Below are 24,920 nucleotides of genomic sequence, written 5' to 3'. Positions count from 1 at the left end.
TGTCTTAAAAGTAAAAACGCCCGGCGATTTAACCGGGCGTTTTGTTATTCCTCTTTCTCTTCTTTCTTTTTATTCTTATTCGGGTCGCGTTTGACGATCAGTTCGCCGTCTTTGAGCCGCTTCGACACGGCCACGAACGGCCCCGATACGATCTGTTCACCCGGTTTGAGCCCCGACACAATTTCAATATTTTCGAAGTCGCTAATCCCCGTTTTCACCTCGCGCTGTACGGCTTTACCGCCTACGTTAACAAAGACAATCTCTTTGGGCATGTCTTTTTTCTCGGTCTGTGCGGCAGGTCGTTGCTCGTCCTTCTCTTCATCATTCGGCTTTTCTGTCTGGCCAGTAGCGTCTATATCGGCTCCACGCGTAGTGACAGCGGCAATCGGCACCGCCAGTACGCCATTCTTGCGGTCGGTGATGATCTCAACCGAAGCGGTCATCCCCGGCTTGAACGGATAGCCTTTTTTATCTTTCTGACTTAATAAATCAGCGTACGAATTATTGAGGATTTTCACTTTCACCTCAAATTCTGTCACCGCATCTGCCGAAACCGCAGTAGCTGCCGAATTTGTTAGCCCGTTGGCGGTATTGGCAATTTCGTAAACGATTCCTTTAAATTTCCGTCCCGCCATCGTGTACGAATCGACTTCGATATCAGCGGTATCGCCCATGTTTACCCGAACAATATCATTTTCGTTGACATTGATGCGCACTTCCATATTCTGGAGATTGGCAATCCGCATGATTTCGGTTCCAGCCATCTGCGACGTACCGACGACGCGTTCACCCAACTCGATGTTAAGCTTAGAAACCGTACCGGTAACGGGGGAATAAATCGTGGTTTTGCGCAGGTTCTCGTTGGCATCACGAAGGCTGGCTTCAGCGCTCTGGATGTTAAACTGCGACGCCCGAACGGTGGCATTAGCCGCTTCAACTTCCTGCTTGGCGACGTTGTAGTTAGCCTCACTTGTTTCCAGATCAGCCGACGAAACGACTTTATCGGCAAAAAGCTTTTTGTTTCGATCGTAATCAGCTTTGGCCCGAATCAGGCGAGCACTCGACTGCGCGACGGATGCTTTCGACTGTTCCAGCTGCGCCCGGCTCTGGTTGACCGTTGCTTTGGCACGCGCCAGCAGCGACTCGTAGTTGTCGGGGCGAATCCGGCACAAAAGCTGACCGGCCTTCACCGGATCGCCTTCGTTGACGTATAGACCAATGATTTCGCCCGAAACGTCAGGACTAATTTTTACTTCTACCTGCGGCTGAACGCGTCCTGATGCGCTAACTCGTTCGGTAATGTTGGTTCGTTTTACGGTGGCAAAGTCTACTTCGGTGGATTTTGGCTTTCCAATTAGTCCGGCTTGCTTGGCAGCTACTAAACCGCCAACAAGCACAACAAGTAGTCCAGCTATAATCCACCAAACTCGATTCGATTTCTTCTTCATAATGGTTGAACTGTGAATGAGCGAATTTATGAATAGTTTGACGAGAAATCACTCTCGGGAACGCTAGTCCGCTCATTCATCTATTCACCCGGTCACTAATTGAAAGCAAGTGGTTTATTTTGGTAATAATCTAAGATTTTGGTTCGGAAGACATAATCGTACTTCGCCTGAATCAAACTGGCCCGTGCCCGATCAAGGTTTGTTTTGGCGATGCTGTAATCCGTCGCGTTGATTGCCCCGGCATTCAGTCGGCTTTCGGCAACTTGAAACGCTTTCTCAAGTGACGCTACCTGTACCTGCGTTGCCCGGTACTTATTGGCTCCTGCCCGCATGCTTGTATAAGCCGTTTCGATCTGCTGCCGCAGCACAAGGCGTGTATTTTGAGCCGTAAGTTCCGCGTTTTGCTGTTGAATTTTTGCCGTCGTCACCCGATTTCGCGATAAGTTACCCTGAAAAATGGGTACCCGCAGGAACAACGAAGCCGACTGGTTGAAGTTGTTTTCCAGCTGACTGCCGTACGTAATTCCTCTTGCGTCGGTTCCCTCGATGTTTGAGTATACGGGTAGCTGATTACCGTTTGGATCGGTGTAGAACCCAATGGTTTGCTGAGAAAACTGACCATTTGCGATTCGGGAACTGGCCGCACTGGAATACAGCGTACTCAGGTTTCCGTTCAATGATAAGATGGGGTACAGACCTCCTTTTGCCACCTGAACGCCCAATTCTGCACTTTTAACCCGCAGATCAGCGCCTTTTACTTCGGGTAGATTTGTCGCGGCTATATCAAAAAGCTGTTGCACCGTTGCCGTGTACGGGTCCAGACCCGGATCAGGTACGTTCACCGCTTCTACCTCAAACGACTGATTAATGGGCACATTCATTGCTTGAAGCAACGCCACTTTAGCCAGATCGAGCGTATTTTGAGCAGTAATAATATCGACTTCGTTACCTGCTAGCGTCGCCCGAAGTTCAAACAGGTTCGCTTCGGGAGCCGATCCAGCACTGACCAGTCGCTCGGTCCGTTCGAGCTGGGCGCGGGTAACGTCGGCCTGACGCTGGGCTACTGCCAGTTGTTCAGCACCGGTCAGCACGTTCAGGTAATTTTGCGCTACCGTTAACGACACGTTATTTTGCGTCGCGGTCAGTTCCTGCTGACTGGCTTGCAGAGCCAAGTCATTCTGTTTGATCGTATTGCGCAGTACCAGACCGTTGTACAGGGTATATGACGCGTTCAGTTGATAGTTGCTGGACTGGATCGTTTGCTGGACGAACTGGTTGTTTTGCGGGTTGATACTACGTCCCCCGTTGATAGACTGGTTGGTCTGGAAACTGGTTGTCGGTAGTAGATTAAGCCGCGACTGGCGCAGTTGCAAATCGCTGTTGGCCACGGTCAATTGCCCCTGCCGAACAGTAATGTTGTTTTGCTGCGCGATGTCAATGCACTGCTGTAAATTCAGTCGTGCCGGTGTAGCCGAAGCAACAGCCGCGTTCGTAGTAGCATTTTGTGCATAGGTTGCTGATAAATTTGCTGTTAATAGCAGAGCAGCCAGGGCCCCGACTTGTTTCCACGCCATTTGCATGTTCGTTGGATTTTGATGGTTCAATGATACAAACTTACTTTCGAGGCTACTATAGTTTTGGGATAAACGGCGCAAACTAAGCATGTTTCTGATTTATAATTCGGATGTAATTACTGAAGACGAGTTTCGGTTGCCGATCAACGACCGGGCTTTTCAATACGGCGACGGTATTTTTGAAACCATTCGCTACGAAAATAACCACCTTTGGTTCTGGCCTGATCACATGGACCGACTCACGGCGGGAATGGCGGCTTTGCGTTTACGGGCTCCCACACAGCTTACGTCATCAACGATCCAGCAGCTTGTTTTTCAATTGCTCTCGGCCAACAACCTTCTTGACCAACCCGCACGGATCAAACTTCAAATCTGGCGAAAACCCGGCGGACTCTACACGCCTTCCAGTCAGGAAATCAATTATTTGATTAGTGCCCGTCCCGGCTTGTCCTTCGCTATCACCCAACAGTCAAAAATAGCCGTTTATGACCTGGTTCGGTTGTCGGAATCGCCTTTTTCAGCGTGTAAAACGCTCAATTCGTTACCGTATGTGCTGGCTGGCTTACACAAGCAGGAACGTGAACTAAACGACGTAATCCTCTTGAGTACCGAAGGCTATCTGGCGGAATGCGTCGCTTCGAATCTGTTCTGGTTTAAAAACGAAACGCTGTTTACGCCTTCGCTCAAAACAGGCTGCATCAATGGCATCGCCCGACGGCAGTTGCTTCGTCATTTTACCAAGCACCAGGAAGGCTTTTTTCTGCCTGCTGAGCTGGATGAGGCCGAGGTCGTTTTTGCCGCTAACGTCATGGGTATTCAGGTATTTCGCGGAGAATGGTCTGCCGCACATGCAGACCGGATCAGGCAACTTTTCATGGATATATCGGTTTAAGTTAAGCTTTTGTCAACCCGGCTATACCGTGTCGGACAACGTACAAAATCTTCCATCAAGTGACGTGCCATCGTATCAATCAACTGCTTACCAATTGATTAACAAAACTATTTTTACTGCTACGTCCGTTCTCGGACAGTTTTCCATTAAAATCGGACAGCCTCATTCGTTCGAATTAAAGTCGCGAGTCTAGTCGTGTTGATTAATGCTTCGTTACGTTCGTCTGCCTTGCTGCCGGAGATTTACTGATCGTGTCGATAAACGAAGTTTTTTCAAAAATTCTGCTAGCCGTAAACCAATGGTGCTGTTTAATCCTTATTGAGCTATGAGCCAGATAAAGCAATTTCAAGATTTACCCGCCCGCCGTCAGGAGCAGCTAATGGCATTTGATCGCTTGTTGACGATCATGGATGAATTACGCGACCAGTGCCCTTGGGATCGTAAACAAACGATGGATACGCTTCGGCACCTAACCATCGAAGAAACCTATGAACTGTCGGATGCTATTCTGGAAAAAGATAAGACCGAAATCCGTAAAGAACTGGGTGACATTCAATTGCACTTAGTTTTTTATGCCAAAATCGCGTCAGAAACGGGCGATTTCGATATGGCCGATGTACTCAATAGCATCTGCGACAAACTCATTAGCCGACACCCACACATTTACGGCGACGCGGTTGCCGAAACCGAAGATCAGGTAAAAGCCAACTGGGAACAGTTGAAGCTGAAAGAAGGAAATAAGTCGGTGCTGGGTGGCGTACCGGGTTCGCTGCCTGCTCTGGTGAAAGCGATGCGCATTCAGGAAAAAGCACGGGGAGCGGGTTTCGACTGGGAAGAGAAACAACAGGTTTGGGAGAAAGTGGAAGAGGAAATGAAGGAGTTCAAAGACGAGTTCAATACCGATACGAACGAAGCCATCGATTCCAGCCGCGCCGAAGGCGAATTTGGCGATCTGCTGTTTTCACTGGTCAATTATGCCCGCTTTATCGATATCAACCCCGAAACAGCGCTCGAACGCACAAACAAAAAGTTTATCAAACGCTTTACGTATCTAGAACAGCAAGCGCGTGCTAACGGTAAATCTTTGCAGGAGATGACGCTGGCTGAAATGGACGTGTACTGGAACGAAGCCAAAACAATCTGACCCCAATTTTCATGCGAATCGCCTTCATCACGGATTTACACATCGATACGCCAGGCCAGAACCCAATGGGCGTCGATGTGCGGCAAAACTTTTTGAAGGCGCTCGCTTTTCTGCCTACCATAAATCCAAATTGCCTGGTCATCGGTGGTGACCTCGCCAATGCGGTTGGCGACCATGCCATTTACGCATGGATCAAGCAGGAACTGGACAAACTTCCTTACCCCTACTACCTCATTGCCGGTAATCACGACGACCCGGCAATATTGGCTGATGTGTTCGGGCGAAAGCAGCATTTGCAGGATAACGAGTTTTACTACGCCTTGCCCCTCGAAGGTCGGCCCACCCTATTTCTGGATACGGCCAAAGGGGAATTATCACCCAAGCAGTGGACGTGGCTAAAGGACTACGTGGCCGCTTTGCGCCACAACAACCTGCTTGTTTTCATGCATCACCCGCCCCTACCAGCTGATGCGATCTACATGGACAGCCATTACCCGTTTCGGCAAAGCGACGATTTTCTGCAACTGATGAAGAGTTCGCCCTGCCATATCACGGTGGTTTGCGGTCATTATCACGCCGAAAAAGTGGTTCAGCGAGGAAACCTGATAGCGTTACTAACCCCTTCGACATTCGTCCAACTGAAGCAGGATACCCCTGACATGGTTGTCGACAATTATTGCATTGGTATCCGGGAAATCAATCTCACGACACACGGCACCAACAGCACGGTGCATTACCTTTGAGCTTGTCCGTTGTACATCACTAACCCCATTATTCGTCCAGTGTCCCGTTTTCTGCGTGTCAGTTGCTTATTCGTGCTCATTAGTTTTACGGCTTTTGGCCAGATTACCAAGTATCGTGTCTATTTCGGGAAAACCCGTGCCCAACCCCAGCAGCTAGTACTGCGCCAATGGCAGCAAAACCGGCAAACGCGCTACCTCCTGGTCAATCCCGAAACGCTCAAAACCAGTGTCGCCAGTTTATCGGCTAATGATATTCAGACGTTGCCCTGGTCGCAACTAACTCAGGCATTTCAGAAGACGCCTTACGTCCGGGCTTTGCAGGCTGAGCAACAGCGCGATCAGCATTTGCAGGATGCGGGTCTGGAACGAACCGATACAACCGAGCGCGGTTTCAGCCTGACCATTGATCTTTGCCCATCGACCAAACCCTTAACGCGTTCGGTATTTGAGCAGTTGATCCGCGCCTTCGAGCCCGAAGAAAAGCCGATACCGGTCACCATAACGATTACCGGACTTTGGATGGAAAAGCACCAGGACGATCTGGCTTATCTAAAAGATCTGGTCAGCCGGGGTGAACTTGCCATTACGTGGGTCAACCATTCGTACCACCATCGCTTCAATCCGCGTCTGCCGCTTCCGGTAAATTTCCTATTGGAAGCCAATACAAACATCGATGATGAAGTACTGCTCAACGAACAGGCAATGCTTCAAAACGGGCTGGTTCCATCCATTTTTTTCCGATTTCCGGGACTCGTTTCCGATAAAGCTGTATTCGATAAAATTCTGGATTTTGGTTTGTTACCCATCGGTAGCGATGCCTGGCTGGCTAAAAATCAACAGCCCAAGCAAGGCAGTCTGGTACTTATTCACGCCAACGGAAATGAGCCGTTGGGTATCACTGATTTTATCAATCTAATCCGGCAGAAGTCAGCGGCTATTGAAAACAAGACGTGGCTACTGTACGACCTGCCGACTAGCCTATCAAAAGAAGATCGATAGCGTTTGGCGCTTGGCAATGCAGTCTTTATCCGTTACGAATCCAGGCGTTTTTCCAATGCTTCTATTTTCTGGCGGAGCTGGCGAATTTCGTCAACAAGTGCGTGTAGATCGTCCTTGTCTTTATCCTGTTCCTCTTCAACGAAGAAATTGGCTACGTAACCGGTGAACGTACCAAACAAGCCAACCCCCGCAATCATGAGCACGGCGGCAATAAACCGGCCTAAGGTCGTCACCGGAAAGCGGTCGCCGTAACCAACGGTCGTGATGGTAACAAACGCCCACCACAAGGCGTCGGACGGGGTTTTTATGTTAGCTTCCGGCACCCGCTCGGCGTACAAAATGGATATGGCCCCAAAGATCATCAGTAGTACGGAACTGAGCAGGACTACCGACAGGGTACCGTTGGCACGGTTGCGGAAAAGGTAGGTCAGAAATTCGCGCAGGGAACGAAACGCACGAACCATGCGTAAAATGCGGATAACGCGCACGAGCTGACCTAACCGCAGCCAGTCAAGCGTCGGGATACTCGCCAGCAGATCGATCCAACCCCAACGCAGAAATTTTCGCTTGTCGGGAGCCTGGTACAGTCGGACAAAGAAGTCAAACAAAAAATAAATGCAGACGCCCGTGTCGATCTGATCGAGCAGTTGCCGGGTTTCTTTGTGCATGGGCACAAGTTCCCTGACGAGTAATGTCAGGACGACATACACCGACATGACCAGCGTAACCACCTGATGCAACATCAGTTTGGATGATGTTGGTGGGTTCATACGTACTTTGTTTTAAAGACAGGACTTACGAGATGTCAAGTTTACAAACCGATCTCGTAAATCCTGTCAAAAAAACAGCTACCACGCGCTGGCAGTCGTCAATTTATCTATTGCGGCTTCGTCCAGCTTCAACTCGGCGGCTTTGGCGATTTCGTGCAATTGATCCACGCTGGTGGCACTGGCAATGGGAGCCGTGATCCCCGGACGAGCCATCAACCAGGCCAGTGACACCTGAGCGGGCGTGGCATTATACTGCTCCGCAACCTCATCAAGCGCTTTCAGAATGGATTGACCACGGTCGTCGAGGTATTTTTTAACGCCCTGCCCGCGCGGACTTTTCGATAAATCGGCTTCCGAACGATATTTGCCGGTCAGGAAACCGCTGGCCAGCGAATAATAACTAATGACGCTCAGGCCGTATTGTTGCACAATAGGCTCGTACTGCGTTTCGTAATTTTGCCGGTCGTACAAATTGTATTCGGGTTGCAGACTCTGGTAAGCAGCATACCCCAATTTTTCGCTTACTTCCAGTGATTCCTTTAACCGTTCGGGTGTAAAGTTCGACGCGCCGATCACCCGCACTTTACCTTCGTTGATCAGTTTGTCGAGTGCTTCCAGCGTTTCCTGAACCGGCGTGTTCAGGTCGTCGTAGTGCGTCTGGTACAGGTCAATGTAGTCGGTTTGCAGCCGTCGTAGTGAGTCTTCCACCGCCTGTTTGACATATTCCTTCGACAATCCTTTTTTGTCGGGAGCCATCTCGGCACCGAGTTTAGTAGCAATAACGACCTGATCGCGTTTGCCGCTCTGTTTTAGCCATTTACCAATGATCGTTTCTGATTCACCACCATTGTTGCCCGGCACCCAGCGCGAGTACACATCAGCGGTATCGACAAGATTAAAACCAGCGGCCACAAAGGCATCCAGCAATTGAAAAGAGGTAGACTCATCAGCCGTCCACCCGAACACGTTGCCGCCGAACGATAGCGGGGCTACCGACAGTTCTGAGTGGCCAATTTTGCGTTTTTCCATTACGTTGTCTGTTTAAATTTCCATCGCTGCTTAGTGTACGACAGTCTTTTAACAACTACCTCCTTTCCGAAACAGTTTTCTCAAAAATGAAGCCCATCGACCCGAAAAAGGCAACGGCCTTCAAACCAGTCTCCAACAAAAAGGCTCTGGATCTCATAATCGACATGAGTTGTCCGATTATGAGATCCAGAGCCACTACTTACTAACTACGTGCAGCAATCGCGGGTGCGCTTACCGGGCCGAATAGTTTGGTGCTTCTTTCTGAATCGAAATATCGTGCGGATGGCTTTCGCGCGAACCGGCCGTTGTTATTTTCACGAACTTCGCTTGCTGTAAAGCTGGAATGTCGGGAGCTCCGCAGTAGCCCATGCCCGCTTTCAGACCGCCAACCATCTGATAGGTGATTTCGGCTACTTTGCCTTTGAACGGTACCCGACCCACGATGCCTTCCGGTACGAGTTTTTTGATGTCGTCTTCGGCATCCTGGAAGTACCGGTCTTTCGAACCGTCCTCCATTGCTTCTACCGACCCCATGCCCCGGTACGTTTTGAACCGACGACCTTCGTACAGTACCACTTCACCCGGTGCCTCTTCGGTTCCGGCCAGCAACGATCCAATCATAACCGTACTAGCTCCTCCGGCAATGGCTTTTGTGATGTCGCCCGAAAAGCGAATACCACCGTCGGCAATGATCGGAACGTCGGTACCTTGTAACGCCTTGGCCGCTTCGTAAACCGCCGACAGCTGCGGCATACCGATTCCGGCAATGATCCGGGTGGTACAGATACTACCTGGTCCAACGCCGACCTTAACGGCATCGGCACCCGCATCGGCAAGTGCTTTGGCTCCGTCGCCCGTTGCTACGTTTCCGGCGATAACCTGTAGTTTTGGAAACTGCGCTTTAATGTTGCGAACAGCATCCAGTACCCCTTTCGAGTGACCGTGAGCGGTATCGACGCTGATCACATCAACCCCCGCTTTTACGAGAGCCTCAATGCGTCGGTTCAGGTCGGGTGTTACGCCGACGGCTGCCCCTACACGTAACCGACCCAATTCGTCTTTGCAGGCGTTAGGATGGCTTTTCTTCTTTAAAATATCTTTGTAGGTAATCAGGCCGACCAGATGATAATCGTCATTCACAATCGGCAGCTTTTCGATGCGATACTCCTGAAGAATGCTTTCAGCTTCTTCCAGCGTTAATCCTTCGCGGGCGGTAATCAGCTTTTCGCGGGTCATGATGCCCGCTACAGGTTTCGACAGATCGTTTTGGAAACGTAAGTCCCGATTGGTCAGAATACCAACTAGCTTACCGGTCTCATCGACAACGGGAATACCGCCGATTTTGAACTCGCGCATGATCTTGAGCGCGTCAGCCAGCGTAGCGGTTTCAGAGAGGGTGATGGGATCGATAATCATCCCACTCTCGGAGCGTTTGACTTTGCGGACCTCGTCGGCCTGAGCCTCAACACTCATGTTTTTATGAATGATTCCGATGCCTCCTTCCTGCGCCATCGCAATCGCCAGTGCCGACTCCGTAACGGTGTCCATAGCCGCCGAGATAAGCGGAATGTTCAGTCGGATGGTACGGGTAAGCTGGCTTGTTGTGTTTGTATCGCGTGGGAGAACCTCCGAATAGGCAGGTAACAGCAATACGTCGTCGTAGGTGAGAGCCTCGTAAAGAAACTTGCTCGTATCTAAGCTCATGGCAAATAAACAGGTGATGTTATTTGCCGGATAAAATTACAGATAATTTTTGAATCGCCAAAAAGCAGCATCTTACTTTCTGTACCAGACGCAGGCTACGAGCCACCGTCTATAACGAGTTTGCGGGTGTTGATGGCTATAACCGACAAAGCCCGTATGCGTGGTTTCGGCCAATCATACGGGCTTCGATAGGCACTTAGCGATTACTGACAAACCTGGTAGTTAGCAGACGCATCCTTGCTCCAGTCTTTGGTGACCACAGAAAGACTGCTGACGCAGATAGTTCGAATGTTGTTTTTGCCACAGAACATCTCCGCTAGCTTGCTGTTACTCCGAAGATCTAATGCCGTTAATTGATTCTCGTAGCAACTTAGAAACGTCAAAGCCGTAGCGTTAGTAACGTTCAGCGTGGCTAGCTTATTCCCAGCACAATACAGGCGAGTTAATTTGGGATTCTTACTGACATCCAACGCGGCTAGATTGGTACGACTACATTCCAGCCTCTCCAGCGCCACATTTTTACTCACATCCAGCGTAGCCAGGCTACCGTATCCACAGGACAGATAGGTAAGCGCCGTATTGTTGCTAACATCCAATGAACTGAGACCGCTGCAATATAGGTACGTAAGCGCCGTATTGTTGCTGACATTCAATGAACTTAGACTACTACAATCTAGGTAAGTCAATGCGGTGTTTTTGCTGACATCTACCGAGCCTACACGGCTACCTCCAAACGAAAGGTAGGTCAACGCTGGATTCTTACTGAGGTCTAACGAGGTCAGGTTAATACCCGGTGAAACGATGGCATCGGTACCACAGCTAAGTTTTGTCAGCTTTGAATTGTTACTGAGGTCTAACGAGGTCAGATGGTCGCTGCTGCAATTCAACTCCACCAGCAGGGTGTTTTTGCTGACGTCTAACGCCGTTAGCTGATTAAACGAGCAATCCAGTACGGTCAACGCCGTGTTTTTACTGATATCCAGTGTGGTCAGACTATTGGCCGGAAGACCCAGTATAGTCAGATTGGAAAAGACCTCAATACCTTGCAGGCTTTTGATTCCTTTTGATGATAAGTTAAGCTGTGTCACCTTCTGCGCATTGGCAGTCAGTACTTTTCCATCCTGAACATCATCAATTCCAAGGCCGATCAAGGCTTTCTCAAAATTGGCGTCGGGAATGGCAGAGTACGGATAGGCACCGGTCGTAAAACTAAAAACAGCTGTAGTTGTCGCTTTTTTACTGTCGGTAGCCACGACGGTTCCGCTCAGCGCAGCCGTGTACCCTACATTCTTGAGCGTGTACGTGGTATCGGTCAGGTTTTTGGCCAGCGTGTCTTTCCAGACCACAGCGTACGTAACTGGGTCACCGTCGGGGTCTTTGGCTTTGGTCCAGGTCAGGATTACATCAGCATCGACCGCAGCCTGTTTAGCCGATACCGAAAAGGTAGCCGGGGGTCGGTTAACAGGGGGCTGATCAGGTTGCGGGTCGTCCGCTTTACGGCAGGCACTAACGAGTACGATAAAGAGGAAAAAAAGGGTAAACGATTTACGCATTATGGATATAGACAAAAAGTTACGGATGGAATATGTGTCGGGTAAATAGTACCAACGGGTCTTTACCTAAGCAGAATAGAATGCTTTCGAAGGCAGAAAACAGGCTTGTTTCGCCTGATGGGGAAGATTTTCACGAATACACTTTCAGTAAGGGCCTAACGTTACGCTACGACTTGATCGAGATAGAAACGATCATAAGAACATAGTATGACGTTAAGCACCTTAAAGAAAGAGATAAATAGCGTACACTAAAGCAGAAAGACCAGATTTTTTTGCAGCCAGGGGTGATCTTGCACCCTTTAATTCAGCTTGATACTGATTGACTTACCCCCGTCACCGACGCTGAATTGACAGTCGCTGAATTTTGGGGCTGACATGGTTGGTCGGAAATTATTACTAAACCCGTAAGGCTCTTTGGGGATGCCAAACACGCGCTTATCCATTTTCCCGTTTCCATTCTCGTCGTGGTACACAGCGATGGCGTAGTCGCCCGGATCGACAGAAAACGTTGTGTGTACGCTCTTTTCTTTGACTTCCAGCTTTTTCCCTTCCAGCGGCTTCCCTTCCGGGAACGCATTCTTGGCGTTGAACAAGGCCACGTACACATCACCTTTCATGGTGCGGACGTTCTGTATGTCAACTTGTAGATTAGCCTTTTTAGGCGATTTGACCGGTTCTCCACCGGACATAAAAAGGCTTAAAGCCGAAAGCAAAATGAGCATAGATACAGTGTTTTTGTAAAAACGGATTTAACTTGCAATTATGATAGCCCAGCCGCCACCTCCGCAAAAACGATGGATCTCCAAAACCTTCCCCAGTTCGGCGGAACAGTGGTCGGCGATTGAATCATTGACACAGTCGCTCAACGTCAGTCCCTTCCTGGCGGCACTGCTGGTGCAACGTGGTATTCATACCTTCGACGAAGCCCGTTCCTTTTTCCGGCCCGAAATCGGCCACCTCCATGACCCCTTCGCTATGAAGGACATGGACCGGGCCGTCAAGCGGCTGCAACGGGCAATGCGCACCGAACAGCCGGAAAAGATTCTGGTCTATGGCGACTACGACGTTGACGGTACTACATCGGTAGCCATGGTTTATGGTTTTCTAAAAAACTATCACACCGCTATCGATTATTACATACCGGATCGTTACAAAGAAGGGTACGGCATTTCGCAACAAGGTATCCAATGGGCCGCCGAAAACGGTTTTACCCTGATCATTGCCCTTGACTGCGGTATCAAATCAATTGATCGGGTAGCCGAAGCTAAAGCACTTGGCGTTGATTTCATCATCTGCGACCACCACCGCCCCGGCCTCGACATTCCTGATGCAGCGGCTGTGCTAGACCCTAAGCGTGACGACTGTGCGTATCCTTATAAAGAACTGAGTGGCTGCGGTGTTGGTTTTAAATTACTGCACGCTTTCTGCCTGCGTCAGCAGATTGATCTGGGCGAACTCTACCCGTACCTCGATCTGGTAGCGGTTAGTATTGCCTCCGACATTGTACCGCTGACGGGCGAAAATCGCGTACTGGCGTATTTTGGCTTGAAATACATCAATTCGAGTCCACGCACGGGCTTAAAAGCTCTGATCAAAATAGCCGGTTTTTCGCGGGAACTGGACATCACCAATGTGGTCTTCGGATTAGGTCCCCGGATCAATGCCGCCGGACGAATTCAACACGCCAAAGCGGCTGTCCAACTTTTGCTGGCCGAATCGGAAGAAGAAGCCGATGCGTTTGCGATGGCGATTAATAAGCACAACAACAGCCGACGCGAATTCGACAGCACGATTACGGAACAGGCTTTGTCGATGATTCGGCAAAACGAAACCATGTTGACAGCCAAGACGACTGTGCTCTACGATGCCAACTGGCATAAGGGTGTCATTGGCATCGTGGCGTCGCGCTGCATTGAACATTTTCACCGACCAACCATTATACTAACCCAATCGCACGACAAAGCTGCCGGGTCGGCTCGCTCGGTGCCGGGTTTTGATGTGTACGAAGCCATTGAAGAATGCGCCGACTTACTGGAACAGTTTGGAGGCCATACTTTTGCTGCCGGAATGACCATGCCGGTAGACAACATTGACGCGTTTCGTCAGAAATTTGAGGAAGTGGTATCGCGTAAGATTAAGGAGGAACACCTAACCCCCCTGATCGATATTGATCTGCCCATCGATTTCAGCGAGATCAACGACAAACTTTTCAGGATTCTGAGACAAATGGGTCCGTTTGGCCCGCACAACATGCAGCCCGTGTTTATGACGGAGGATGTGTATCTGGTCAGCGATCCGGTTATCATGAAAGAAAAGCACCTGAAGATCAGCGTGCGCCAGGGTCGGACTGGTCATACACTGACGGGGGTTGGATTCGGCTTCGGACACATGGCCGATCAGCTTCGGTACGGTAAAACGTTCTCCATCTGTTATCAGGTAGAACAAAACGTTTACAATGGCAACGTTTCTTTGCAACTGATGCTGAAAGACATACGCTGCTAGACGTAATGCAGACAGGATGTCTGCGTTACAAATCCAGTACTTCGTGCACAACCTTCCAGGATGAGTCGGACTGGCGCTTCCAGATCCGCAGAAAAGGCCCTTTTTTCTGTTGATATTCGACGTATCCATACGCAATACCCATATCGCCGGACGATGCCACAGCAACGCGACTAAGCGTATAGATAGCTGTCGCGGTTTCGCGATTCGCTGAGGCATCAGCTCCAGTAATTGGAAGGTCACCAGCCCGATAAAGCCGAACAGCCTGACCACCGGCTAGCGCATAGTCATAGGCCGCCTGTAACGAATAGTTTCGAGCCAGTTGCCCTAGTTTTTGCTCGGCGATTTGTAGTTCGGTCTGTCGCGAAAGCGTATCGACTTTTTCCAGTAATTTCTGGTTGAACGTAGCCGGGGGAATCAGATGGGCGATGGTTTGCCTGGGCGCATCGTGGATCACTCCCACATCGGCGATGGCTTCCCAAACGCCCGCGTCATTCTTCTGCCAGACGGTCGTGTAATGACCAAAGCCGGTCGGCGTATCTGTTTTGCTTGTAGCGCGTACTTCGAAGGGTCCGGTCGTGTAGCCAAAATCGCCCGAAGCAGCAATGTCGGCATAAACCGGTCGCCACGATAAAATGCCGGGGATGAAAGGCGCTTTTTCGTACAATGGCTTACCGATGGCAAACTTTCCCTGTACGACAACGACAGCTTCCGGCGACAAAAACCGGGAAAATCCAGCTTTGATACCTTCCTGTTCCGTATAGGCAGCAAACGCTCGTTCGGCTTCCACCAGCGACTGAAAATCGGTAGCTAGTGTCGGCACAGCCGATTGGCCATGAGCTTCTCGGTGTGTAGCCCAAATGATGAGCGCAAAAATGATTAGTTTGTTCATAAAAGAGTCCGCTCCGGTAGACGGTTAGCGGTAGCTAATGCTAATCCGGGCAAATAAAGATGAACCACCCGTTGACGAACGGAAAGTCAAACCAGGCTGAACCGGGGAAAGCGCTCGTTCAATTGGGGATTGGTGCCTTCCAAATGCGTGCTTTTGTACGGCGGTTTGGTGACGGTTTACCGCTACATCGTGCAAAGAGTTGGCAACTGTTCAGCCACCAGTGACAGTTCATCCCCGTTTTTCATCAATCCAACCAGAATGTGTTTGGCTGTCAGGATCATTGCTACTTATTTCGGATCAACTATGAGCTAATTTTCTTGACCAACCATCCTTTAAAACCAGTTGATGATCGATGGGTACGCATCAGTGGTATCAGCCTGCTGTTACTGCTTGATCTGTATTCAGCACAAACGTTTGTCCATTCCTTTGGCCTGGCAACGGTCAAGGCCGTGCTTGAATTTCTGGTACTAACGACGATAACCTGGGAAGTTAATCGCTGGATACTGGTACGCTTCCGCAACTGGTTTCCGCTTCTTTCCGAGACTAAAAAGCGCATCCTGTTGGTGCTTCCGGTTTGTTGGGTAGCCTCTGTACTGGTTGACTGGCTGGACATGTTTGTTGTCAATAGTACTGGCTACCACGCTCCTTATCCGCTAACCTCGTACATCAACAGCATCCCCGGCGCATTGATTTACTGCGTCTTGATTGTAGGCGTTCAGGAAGCGGCTTATTATTTCGCTCGACTCATAAAAGCAGAAAAAGAAACGGAAGCGCTTAAGAAAGAAAATCTACAGACTCAGCTTGAAAGCTTGAAACAGCAAGTTAGCCCGCATTTTCTGTTTAACAGCCTGAATACGCTTTCGTACCTGATCGGCGATGATGCAAAGCAGGCCGAAAAATTTCTCGACGAACTCAGTAAAGTATATCGCTATCTGCTGCGGAACAACGAGAATGAGTTGACAAACCTGGCTACCGAAATGCAGTTTATTCGCTCATATTTTCATTTGCTTAAAACCCGCTACGGCGACAGTCTGCATTTACAGTTAGCCATCGAGCCCCGTTTTGAAGCGTATCTGCTGCCTTCGTTAACCTTGCAGCTCCTGCTTGAAAACGCGGTCAAGCATAACATCATCCACAAAACGCAACCGTTGACGGTCCAGATCATCACTCGGCCCGACGGTCTGCTTACGGTGAAAAACAACCTGCAAAAGAAGGTTCAAAACGTACCATCAACGCGAATCGGACTGGCTAATATCGCGGCAAAATTCCGACTCCTGAACCAACGCGAAATAACCGTCGAAGAAACCGAGCTTGAGTTTGCAGTTACGGTTCCGCTCATGAACGGTTAGTCCGTTTGTCTCCATCGACCACCCTATCCAAACCAGTCTTTTTATGAAAATTCTGATTGTCGAAGATGAAGAAATGGCGGCCAAAAAGCTTATAAAAACGCTTACGTCCGTTGAGCCAGGGGCAACTGTCGTCGGTGTTACGAGCAGCATCTGGGAAACTGTGGCCTGGCTCCGATCAAACGAACCCGGTCAGCCGGATGCTCCGGATCTGATCCTGATGGACATTGAATTAGCTGACGGACAAAGCTTTCAAATTTTCAACGAAATCGACGTGACATGCACGGTCATTTTTACGACTTCTTACGACGAGTACGCCATAAAAGCTTTTAAGGTCAATAGCATCGATTACTTGCTGAAACCCGTTCAGGCCGATGAATTGCAGGCCGCTCTGGAAAAGTTTCATCGCTTGAAGGCGCATTACCAATCGATCCGTGCGGAGCATCCGCTGAGTGTTGAGAAACTGGTGCAGCAAATTCAGCAGCGGCTACAGCCCAGAGAGTACCGGCAGCGGTTTCTGGTAACCTACGCACACAAACTCATCGCAGTCGATACGCAGCAGATCGCTTACTTTTTCAGTGACAACAAAATGAACCAGTTCAAAACGGTTGATGGCCGAAAGATAGCCATCGATTACACACTAGACGAACTGGAGACGATGCTCAACCCAAGTCAGTTTTTCCGAATCAACCGGTCGTTTCTGGTGTCCGTCGGTAGCGTCGATCAGATTCAGCCTTATTTCGGGAATCGGCTGGCGGTTCAGCTCAAACCAGTTATTGATAAAGACGTAATCGTCAGTCGGGAAAAACTGACGCCGTTCAAAGACTGGATGGGAAAGTGATGCAATTGGTCGAACCACTATTTCTACACTTCATACGTCAATATCTACAGTTCATACAATTTCCCCTTTCCTGCCTGATTGACGACGATAGCTTTGTGTAGAGAAAAAGAGTAGGCTAATCTGTTGCCGGAACATCGCTTGATTCCGACGAATGCATACCACTCGACCAACGCATGAAAAAGACAATCTTTCTACTGACACTACCCCTTTTTCTTTTCGTTGCAGGCTGTAAAACACAGAACGGCTACGCGCCGGGCTCCGATGCTGGCTATGCGGTCGGGAAGGTTCTCGACATGCGGGGTAACCCAATTCCCGACGCTGTAATCAGCGCCACCAGCACCCTTAGCGACCACAAGCGGCTGGTTGGTACAACCGATACCAATGGCAATTACCGAATAAAAATCCCGGCTGGTGCCTGGAAAATGTCGGCGGAACTAGAGCGAATCTACCACGGACGGCGATTTCAGTTAATGCTTCATCCTGACCATCCCGAAGTATTTACGGGTCAGGATGGCGTTGTCTGTAATTTCGAATGGCGGCTTTACGGCCCCAAAGCCAACCAGCCTAACCAGTATTACGGCGGAGAAGTAAAGATAACGCAAAACGAATCGAGCCAGATAACAGATATCGAGAACATCGCCTTTACGTTTACCCCCATTAGCCCGCGCATTGACGGCTCAACGGCCCAGCCCGAAACCGTGCATTGTGGCCCACGGGGCACGGATGAGTTTGCCCGCTTTCCCGACATTCCTATCGGTCAATATAAGATCACGGCTTTGTACCAGCCTAGCGGCCAGCGCATTTACCTCCGCAATAACACAGGTGGCGCTTATTCAACCGACGGCTCTGTAGTAGCGGAATTTAACGGAACAGCTCCCGCCAGCTCCCGTATAAACGGTATGATACTGGAATTCAAAGAGCAAAACTAACCTGTCTGCTTTCCAATATCGGTTTGCTAACAAGACGCCTGGCAAACACAAGTACCTTTGTTTTAGACTACTTGACATTCGTTACAGCTTCTGCCACAAAAGACTACAACAGTTTTATTCTATTTCGCACAAATTTTCCTCACAAACTGTTATATCAACAACCGCCCCTAATCCGGTTGGTCGTTGATTATGCAATCTGATTCTGTTCGTATAGAAGTTTCGAGTACGCAATCCACCGAACGTCGGCTTAACCCTGTTGATTTTTGGGAAACTTCCCGTGCCTTAGGTTTGCCCGCAGCCCTTTGGCGCTTACCCAACCAGCAGGAAAAACAATTGATTGTGTCTTTTGACGAAATCTTACCGCAGGTCTCAGCCGATCTCGAAGAGCTGCCCGCCGGTTTCCTTGTTGGCCCATTTGACAATTTAAACACCGACACGGCTACTCCCAGCCGGACATTGTTTCTACGCGCTGATGTTCAGGCTCGTTTTTCAGACGATAACCAATCTTTCTCCGTAAACAACAATGGCGAAATAGCGGATCGATTTCAAAAATTGCTTACCGAGCAATTTGACACGAACAGCACGACCCAATTAGCCCCGATGGTCCCCACGGCGCTGGTCGATCCCGAAGCGGAAAAGCACTACACGACCAATGTTGCCAAAGCAGTCGAGGCCATGCAGCGCGGAGAATTTCGGAAAGTAGTGCTCTCCCGAACAAAGCGCTTACTTTTTGCGGACGCACCGAATGCCGTTCAGTTATTTGACAAACTGTGTCAGAAGTACCCTACTGCCTTTATTTCGGCGGTATCTATCCCCGAGAAAGGTCAGATCTGGATAAGCGCCACTCCCGAACGGCTCGTAAGCGTGGACGCGAACGGCATTTTCAGAACCAACTCACTGGCGGGAACGCAATCGGCGTTTGAACCGGACGGAACGCCTAAACGGCCACCCGAAGCGATGTGGTCGCAGAAAGAAATTGAAGAGCAGGCGTTGGTAAGCCGCTACATCATCGAATGCTTTAAAAAAATCCGTCTGCGGGAGTATCAGGAAGAAGGGCCGAAAACAATTATAGCCGGGAATCTGATGCACCTGGCAACGAGCTTTACGGTCGATACGCAGGCCGTTCGTTATCCACAACTTGGAACAGTAATGCTTCGGTTACTGCACCCGACATCGGCGGTTTGTGGAACTCCCCGCGACATTGCCTTCGACTTTATCAATCAACACGAAACCCACGACCGCGAACTTTACAGTGGCTTTGTGGGTCCGGTCAATATCAACACCAATAACGAAGGACCGGCCAGCGATCTGTTTGTGCATATCCGCTGCATGAAGCTGGAAGGAAACGTAGCTACGCTCTACGCGGGTGCCGGACTGACAGAGCATTCAGTACCTCAGCTCGAATGGCAGGAAACTGAAATGAAATGCCAGACGCTTCTGTCGGTAATCAGTCAGCAATAAAGCAATTTCGGCTTATAATTCACGGGTAGCAGTTCGCTGGTAAAAACTGCGTATCTCGTAAAATTATAAGCCGAAAATCGTAAACTACCTACACATCCACATCCCCACCTTCGGCAGGTTCGTTTGGTGAACGCGGGCCTTCTTCAGACGTGCGGTTGCCGGACTCACTGGCAGCCGAAGACTGGGTATCGGAGTCGGGTGCAGTGCCCTCATTGTCGGCATCAGCCGTAGTGATCAGTGGTTCTTCTTCAGATGGCGTCATGCTTTCTGGTGGTTAGTTGTGTATCATTTTTCTGATTTTACTCCATACTGTCATCGTCCAGATCGTCGTCGATGCTGTCGTCGTCTAAATCTTCATCGAGATCGTCATCATCGAACTCATCTTCAATGTCGGCTAGGTCGTCTTCGCCGTAACCGCTGGTAGCCCCGGAGCCCAGGTCGTCAAATTCGGCTCCGTCGAAGTCGTCGTCATCCTCGTCGTCAAAGGCGGCAGTTTCAGGGTCGGGGTTCAACATCAGCACGTCTTCGTCCTGATCAAACGTTGGCTGGTAAATCATGGTAGAAAGAGTCTATTAAGTGATTTCAAACGTCATAACGCGGCTCTTTGCTGGAAGGTTAGCCGCGTCGTAAATTTATTGACTAAACGGATATAAACACCAGGATGAATTTCGAGTTGATAAAAAGACAATCCTGAACTAACTGTCTCTAAATGATACACAGAAATTTACGAATGACAACCTGAAAAATTTCTGATGAAAAATTACCAGCTTCGCCGATTATCCGGCCAGCCAATCCTGAAAACAAGTGATGTTAAGCCTTCCGTCGACGGATTTGAGGTTCTTGGCGCTTTCAATCCCGCAGCCTGTTTGGTAGGCGATGAAGTCATTCTGCTTTTGCGCGTTGCCGAAGCGCCCCGTTCCGAAAAAGGCTTTATTGCCGTACCGCTTATCGAAGAACAAGACGGCATTCCGGTTTTAACCGTCAAACAGTTTGCGGAGCCTGCATACCCCTACGACCCACGCGTAGTGTCCCTGGAAGGCAAAGTGTATCTGACTTCGTTGAGCCATTTGCGCATTGCCCGTAGCCGCGACGGCATTGATTTTACGATTGACGAAAAGCCTTTTCTGTTCCCGGCCCGGATGGATGAATCCTTTGGGGTAGAAGACGCGCGCATTACGTTCCTGGAAGGAAAATACTGGATCACCTACACGGCGGTATCTGAACATGGACCCGGCGTGGGGTTAGCCGTAACCACCGATTTCAGAACGGTCGAGCGCGTGGGTATGATTTTGCCTCCACCGAACAAAGACGTTGCTTTATTTCCGCAGCGCATCAACGGGAAGTACATGCTGTTGCACCGGCCTATGGTCTCCGAAATTGGCAAACCTTCTATTTGGCTGGCCGAATCGACCGATGGCGTTCATTGGGGGAATCATCGGTTTTTATTTGGTGGTCGGGGTTTACCTGATAATCCGTTTGCCTGGGAAGGCGGCAAGATTGGTGCGGGTCCGGAACCTATTCTGACCGACGAAGGCTGGCTGCTGTGCTACCACGGAGCCGATCCGACGCATTCGTATGCGCTGGCGTTAGCCTTACTCGACAAAGACGATCCCGCACGGGTAATTGACCGCTCCGACGCTCCCCTGTTGACGCCTGAGCTACCGTGGGAGCGCGAAGGCTTTTTCCCGAATGTAGTATTTTCCAATGGATGGATACAATGGCCCGACGGGCGCATCTGGGTTTACTACGGTGCAGCTGATTCGGGTGTAGGTCTGGCAGAACTCATCCGAGGTTAGTCCAATTGCGTTAGTTATAACCCGTGTCAACCAGTTCTTGCCATTCGTCAGCATGTAGTAAGAATTGATTGACGCGGGTCTGTTCGATGACCGATCTAAACCTTCTTATAAAGATCACTTTTCATTAGTTTTCGTACGTAGCCAAATCTATAAGTATAATTACTGTGACTCCATTGTTCCAATAGCACAATTCATATATTCTATATACTCACACCTAATAATATCTGCCTGCTAATTAATTTTTCAGTATTTTCGTTGGTTGTAACATTCCTCATGTATGACCTTCTTCAATCGACTTCTCTTTTGCTTATTACTCTCCAGTTCGCTATTTGCCCAGACCACCAAGCGGCCATTGAATGCCGGTGATTATGATCGCTGGCAAAGCGTTCGGTCGGAGAAACTATCGAACGACGGCCGCTGGATTGCCTACCAGATCGATCCACAGGAAGGCGACGGACGCCTTGAAGTTACCAGCACCGGATCGGGTGCTAACCGGACTCGTTACGTTTTCCCGCGTGGTTACATGGCCCAGTTTACGTCCGACAGCAAGTTTCTGGTTATGAAAGTAAAGGCTTTGGCAGCCGACACAAAAAAGGCTAAACTGAAAAAGAAAAAGCCGGACGAAATGCCCAAGGACAGTCTGCTGGTCCTGAACCTGGCAACGGGTAAGCCAACCAAGATGCCAAACGTAAAGTCCTATGCGTTCGGGAAAGATGCGGGGTCGTGGCTAGCGGTTGTGCAGGTACGCCAGGAAAGTCGGGAAACGCCCGCGACGAAGCCCGTTGCTACAAAAGATACGCTGACGCCCGCTCCCCCCGTTTCGACCACTACCGTAGCAACGCGCAAAGGACCCGTTAAAAAACCGAAAGGCGACGATCTGACGCTCCTGAACATGGCCGATGGCACGCGGAAGACCGTTCGTTACGTTTCAAACGTGGTTGTTTCGGATAATGGCCGTACCATTTTCTACAGCAAAGAATCCGCCAACGACTCGCTGAAAGCGGGGAGTAATGCCGTGCCGGGGGTATTTCTGTTCAATACAGCTAACGGCCAGACGATGCTGGTCGATACCAGTTCGAAGCGAAAAATTTACAAAGGCTTAGCCGTCGACAAAGCGGGTGATCAACTTGCCTGGATGGCTTCGGCAGATAGCGCCGGTGCCGACGTAAAAGTCTTTACACTCTACTATAAAAACCTGTCAGCACCCGTTGCGGCCAAAGGAAAGAAAAGCAAAACACCCGTAACAGAAGCACCTTTCCGCACGGTGGTCGATACAACGACAAAAGCTTTACCGAAAGGATGGTCGGTCAACGAGTTCCGGGAGCCTAAGTTCTCGGAGGATGGCAAACGGCTTTATTTCTCTTCGTCACCGATTCCGCCGAAGCCCACAAAAGATACGCTGACGCCCGACGATGAGAAAGTCAAGATGGACATCTGGACCTGGACAGATAGCCGCCTGCAACCCATGCAGCAACGTCGGCTTAAGGAAGAAAAAGAGCGGGGGTTTCTTACGCTTTACGACCTGGCAGCGGACAAAGTAATACCCTTGGCTAATCGCGAAATTCCGACGGTTACGTTCGACGAAAAAAAGAGTACACGCTACTTACTCGGCCTGAGCGACCTGCCTTATCAGGTACAAGCGTCGTGGGACCCCGGTCATACTGATTTATACCTGATTGATACCCAGACCGGCGAAAAGAAGCGGATTGCCAATGACATTATGGCGTCACAGCCCCGATTGTCGCCTGGCGGTAGCTATGCCTACTGGTTCGATGAGCGCGATTCGCTCTGGCGTGCCTGGTCCATTGCCGACAGCAAACGGATTGACCTGACGCGCAGTCTACCCAGCAAATTCTTCGATGAAGAACACGACACGCCTAACCTACCTGGTGCTTACGGTTCAGCAGGGTGGACAACCGGCGACCGGTATGTGTGGCTCTACGACCGTTACGACATCTGGCAGATCGACCCAACAGGCCGCGAAAAGCCAACGAATCTAACGGCTGGCTGGGGACGCAAAAACAAAATTCGTCTGCGTCGTGCGGATCTCGACAGCGACAGCGATGATTCTCCTTTCCGGCGCTCGGCAGAAAAAGCCATTGACCCGAAAAATGAGTTGTTCCTGACCGGAATCTGGGAAAGTGACAAAGCAACCGGCATTTTAAAAAGCAAAAATGGCCTGGCCGTTGCCCAACCAACCGTTCTTACCCGCAGCAATCACCGCTATTTCGGCTTGAACAAAGCGAAGAACGCATCCGTCGTTACCTTCTACCGGGGCAACTTCCAGGAGCCTATCAATATCTTCCAGACCGACACGACACTGGCTTCACCCGTACAATTGACCCGAGTGAATCCACAGCAGGACAGCGTTCGGTGGGGTAGCGTCGAAATCGTTAAATGGATGGGCACGAACGGGATTCAGCTCGAAGGTCTTCTCTTCAAACCAGAAGGATTCGATCCGAAAAAGAAATACCCCATGCTGACGTATTTTTACGAGCGCAATGCCGAAACCCTGAACGATTACCGGGTTCCAGCACCCAGCCGTTCGACCATTAACATTCCGTATTGCGTTTCGAACGGGTATCTGGTATTCGTACCGGACATTGTGTACACAACAGGTCAGCCGGGTCCCAACGCTTATGATTGCATCGTACCGGGCGTGTTGAGTTTGGTTGACAAAGGCTTCGTTGATCGCAACCGGCTAGGTATTCAGGGGCAAAGCTGGGGCGGTTACCAAACTGCTTACATCATCACGCGTACCAACCTGTTCCGGGCGGCTGAAGCGGGCGCTCCGGTGGCGAATATGACCTCGGCCTACGGTGGTATCCGGTGGGAAACGGGACTGGTTCGCCAATTCCAGTACGAAAAGACGCAGAGCCGAATTGGGGGAACGCTCTGGGATAAGCCCATGAATTACATCGAGAATTCTCCGCTTTTCTTCGCCAACCGGATTGAAACGCCGTTGATGATGACCCACAACGATGCCGACGGAGCCGTCCCCTGGTACCAGGGTATCGAGATGTTTACGGCACTACGCCGGTTGAACAAACCCGTCTGGATGCTGGTCTACAACGGTGAAGGCCACAACCTGACCCAGCGGCACAACGCCAAAGATTTGAGCATCAGACTATATCAGTTCTTTGATTATTACTTGAAAGACGCGGCTATGCCCATCTGGATGAAAGAAGGTCGTTCAGCCGTTGAAAAAGATCGTGGTGAAATGAAATACGGAACGAATCTGAGCGATAGCTCAAATAAGTAATCCGTTTCTGTTACGTTCTTGAAAAGCCCGGAGCCAGC

At 50.0% G+C, this 24,920-nt stretch carries 21 protein-coding genes; 11 read left to right on the top strand and 10 right to left on the bottom strand.

The features are described 5' to 3' along the window. Positions 1–44: 44 nt before the first annotated feature. Entirely contained in the window at positions 45–1,448 is a 1,404-nt protein-coding gene (locus tag M0L20_RS13245) for an efflux RND transporter periplasmic adaptor subunit (RefSeq protein ID WP_232561450.1), read from the bottom strand. 95 nt (positions 1,449–1,543) lie between these two features. Next, positions 1,544–3,022 carry a TolC family protein gene (locus M0L20_RS13240; RefSeq protein WP_248477410.1) on the bottom strand — a complete coding sequence of 493 codons (1,479 nt, stop codon included), beginning with the start codon at positions 3,020–3,022 and terminating at the stop codon, positions 1,544–1,546. 88 nt (positions 3,023–3,110) lie between these two features. On the opposite strand from M0L20_RS13240, the gene M0L20_RS13235 reads away from it, so the two are divergent. From M0L20_RS13235 to M0L20_RS13220, 4 genes are all read left to right on the top strand, one after another. Then, complete coding sequence (locus M0L20_RS13235) at positions 3,111–3,914, top strand: aminotransferase class IV (RefSeq protein WP_248477408.1); 804 nt, start codon at positions 3,111–3,113, stop codon at positions 3,912–3,914. Between the two features lie 325 nt (positions 3,915–4,239). Then, entirely contained in the window at positions 4,240–5,058 is an 819-nt protein-coding gene (mazG, locus tag M0L20_RS13230; protein ID WP_248477406.1) for a nucleoside triphosphate pyrophosphohydrolase, read from the top strand. Positions 5,059–5,069: 11 nt separating this feature from the next. Further along, positions 5,070–5,801, top strand: coding sequence for a metallophosphoesterase family protein (locus M0L20_RS13225; RefSeq protein WP_248477405.1), 732 nt, complete (start codon positions 5,070–5,072; stop codon positions 5,799–5,801). Positions 5,802–5,840: 39 nt separating this feature from the next. Continuing rightward, the gene (locus M0L20_RS13220) at positions 5,841–6,800 is read left to right on the top strand and encodes a polysaccharide deacetylase family protein (protein ID WP_248477404.1); all 960 of its coding nucleotides are present in this window, start codon (positions 5,841–5,843) and stop codon (positions 6,798–6,800) included. A gap of 32 nt (positions 6,801–6,832) precedes the next feature. Here the strand turns inward: M0L20_RS13220 and M0L20_RS13215 are convergent, their stop codons facing one another. From M0L20_RS13215 to M0L20_RS13195, 5 genes are all read right to left on the bottom strand, one after another. After that, the gene (locus M0L20_RS13215; RefSeq protein ID WP_232561444.1) at positions 6,833–7,570 is read right to left on the bottom strand and encodes a potassium channel family protein; all 738 of its coding nucleotides are present in this window, start codon (positions 7,568–7,570) and stop codon (positions 6,833–6,835) included. 78 nt (positions 7,571–7,648) lie between these two features. Further along, entirely contained in the window at positions 7,649–8,599 is a 951-nt protein-coding gene (locus M0L20_RS13210; RefSeq protein WP_248477403.1) for an aldo/keto reductase, read from the bottom strand. A 231-nt stretch (positions 8,600–8,830) separates the two neighbouring features. Beyond that, on the bottom strand, positions 8,831–10,303 hold the full coding sequence (guaB, locus tag M0L20_RS13205) for an IMP dehydrogenase (RefSeq protein ID WP_232561442.1): 1,473 nt from the start codon (positions 10,301–10,303) through the stop codon (positions 8,831–8,833). A gap of 203 nt (positions 10,304–10,506) precedes the next feature. Further along, the gene (locus M0L20_RS13200) at positions 10,507–11,856 is read right to left on the bottom strand and encodes a leucine-rich repeat domain-containing protein (protein WP_248477402.1); all 1,350 of its coding nucleotides are present in this window, start codon (positions 11,854–11,856) and stop codon (positions 10,507–10,509) included. Positions 11,857–12,155: 299 nt separating this feature from the next. Then, complete coding sequence (locus M0L20_RS13195) at positions 12,156–12,578, bottom strand: DUF2141 domain-containing protein (protein ID WP_232561440.1); 423 nt, start codon at positions 12,576–12,578, stop codon at positions 12,156–12,158. A 40-nt stretch (positions 12,579–12,618) separates the two neighbouring features. On the opposite strand from M0L20_RS13195, the gene recJ reads away from it, so the two are divergent. Further along, positions 12,619–14,358 (top strand): single-stranded-DNA-specific exonuclease RecJ, encoded by a 1,740-nt coding sequence (gene recJ / locus M0L20_RS13190; protein WP_248477401.1) that lies wholly within the window; start codon positions 12,619–12,621, stop codon positions 14,356–14,358. Positions 14,359–14,383: 25 nt separating this feature from the next. Here the strand turns inward: recJ and M0L20_RS13185 are convergent, their stop codons facing one another. Further along, positions 14,384–15,247 (bottom strand): Cif family virulence factor, encoded by an 864-nt coding sequence (locus M0L20_RS13185; RefSeq protein WP_248477400.1) that lies wholly within the window; start codon positions 15,245–15,247, stop codon positions 14,384–14,386. 317 nt (positions 15,248–15,564) lie between these two features. On the opposite strand from M0L20_RS13185, the gene M0L20_RS13180 reads away from it, so the two are divergent. From M0L20_RS13180 to M0L20_RS13165, 4 genes are all read left to right on the top strand, one after another. Next, positions 15,565–16,596, top strand: a complete 1,032-nt coding sequence (locus M0L20_RS13180; RefSeq protein ID WP_248477399.1) for a sensor histidine kinase — start codon at positions 15,565–15,567, stop codon at positions 16,594–16,596. Positions 16,597–16,639: 43 nt separating this feature from the next. Then, a complete protein-coding gene (locus tag M0L20_RS13175; protein ID WP_248477397.1) occupies positions 16,640–17,434 on the top strand; it encodes a LytR/AlgR family response regulator transcription factor in 795 nt (264 codons plus the stop codon). A 173-nt stretch (positions 17,435–17,607) separates the two neighbouring features. Next, positions 17,608–18,363, top strand: coding sequence for a carboxypeptidase-like regulatory domain-containing protein (locus M0L20_RS13170; RefSeq protein ID WP_248477395.1), 756 nt, complete (start codon positions 17,608–17,610; stop codon positions 18,361–18,363). Positions 18,364–18,552: 189 nt separating this feature from the next. Continuing rightward, complete coding sequence (locus tag M0L20_RS13165; RefSeq protein WP_248477394.1) at positions 18,553–19,824, top strand: isochorismate synthase; 1,272 nt, start codon at positions 18,553–18,555, stop codon at positions 19,822–19,824. 88 nt (positions 19,825–19,912) lie between these two features. Here the strand turns inward: M0L20_RS13165 and M0L20_RS13160 are convergent, their stop codons facing one another. Together M0L20_RS13160 and M0L20_RS13155 are read right to left on the bottom strand one after the other, a co-directional pair. Beyond that, the gene (locus tag M0L20_RS13160) at positions 19,913–20,086 is read right to left on the bottom strand and encodes a hypothetical protein (RefSeq protein ID WP_232561433.1); all 174 of its coding nucleotides are present in this window, start codon (positions 20,084–20,086) and stop codon (positions 19,913–19,915) included. 37 nt (positions 20,087–20,123) lie between these two features. Next, positions 20,124–20,381: an adhesin gene (locus M0L20_RS13155; protein WP_248477393.1), complete on the bottom strand. Its 258-nt coding sequence runs from the start codon at positions 20,379–20,381 to the stop codon at positions 20,124–20,126. 195 nt (positions 20,382–20,576) lie between these two features. Here M0L20_RS13155 and M0L20_RS13150 point away from each other — a divergent pair, with 195 nt between their 5' ends. Both M0L20_RS13150 and M0L20_RS13145 read left to right on the top strand, forming a co-directional pair. After that, positions 20,577–21,620: a glycoside hydrolase family 130 protein gene (locus tag M0L20_RS13150; protein WP_248477392.1), complete on the top strand. Its 1,044-nt coding sequence runs from the start codon at positions 20,577–20,579 to the stop codon at positions 21,618–21,620. Between the two features lie 277 nt (positions 21,621–21,897). Then, on the top strand, positions 21,898–24,882 hold the full coding sequence (locus M0L20_RS13145; protein WP_248477391.1) for a S9 family peptidase: 2,985 nt from the start codon (positions 21,898–21,900) through the stop codon (positions 24,880–24,882). Positions 24,883–24,920: the final 38 nt, after the last annotated feature.

The sequence above is a fragment of the Spirosoma liriopis genome, from assembly GCF_023196085.1.
Classification (GTDB): Bacteria; Bacteroidota; Bacteroidia; order Cytophagales; family Spirosomataceae; genus Spirosoma; species Spirosoma oryzicola.
This window is presented reverse-complemented; position numbering and strand designations above follow the sequence as displayed.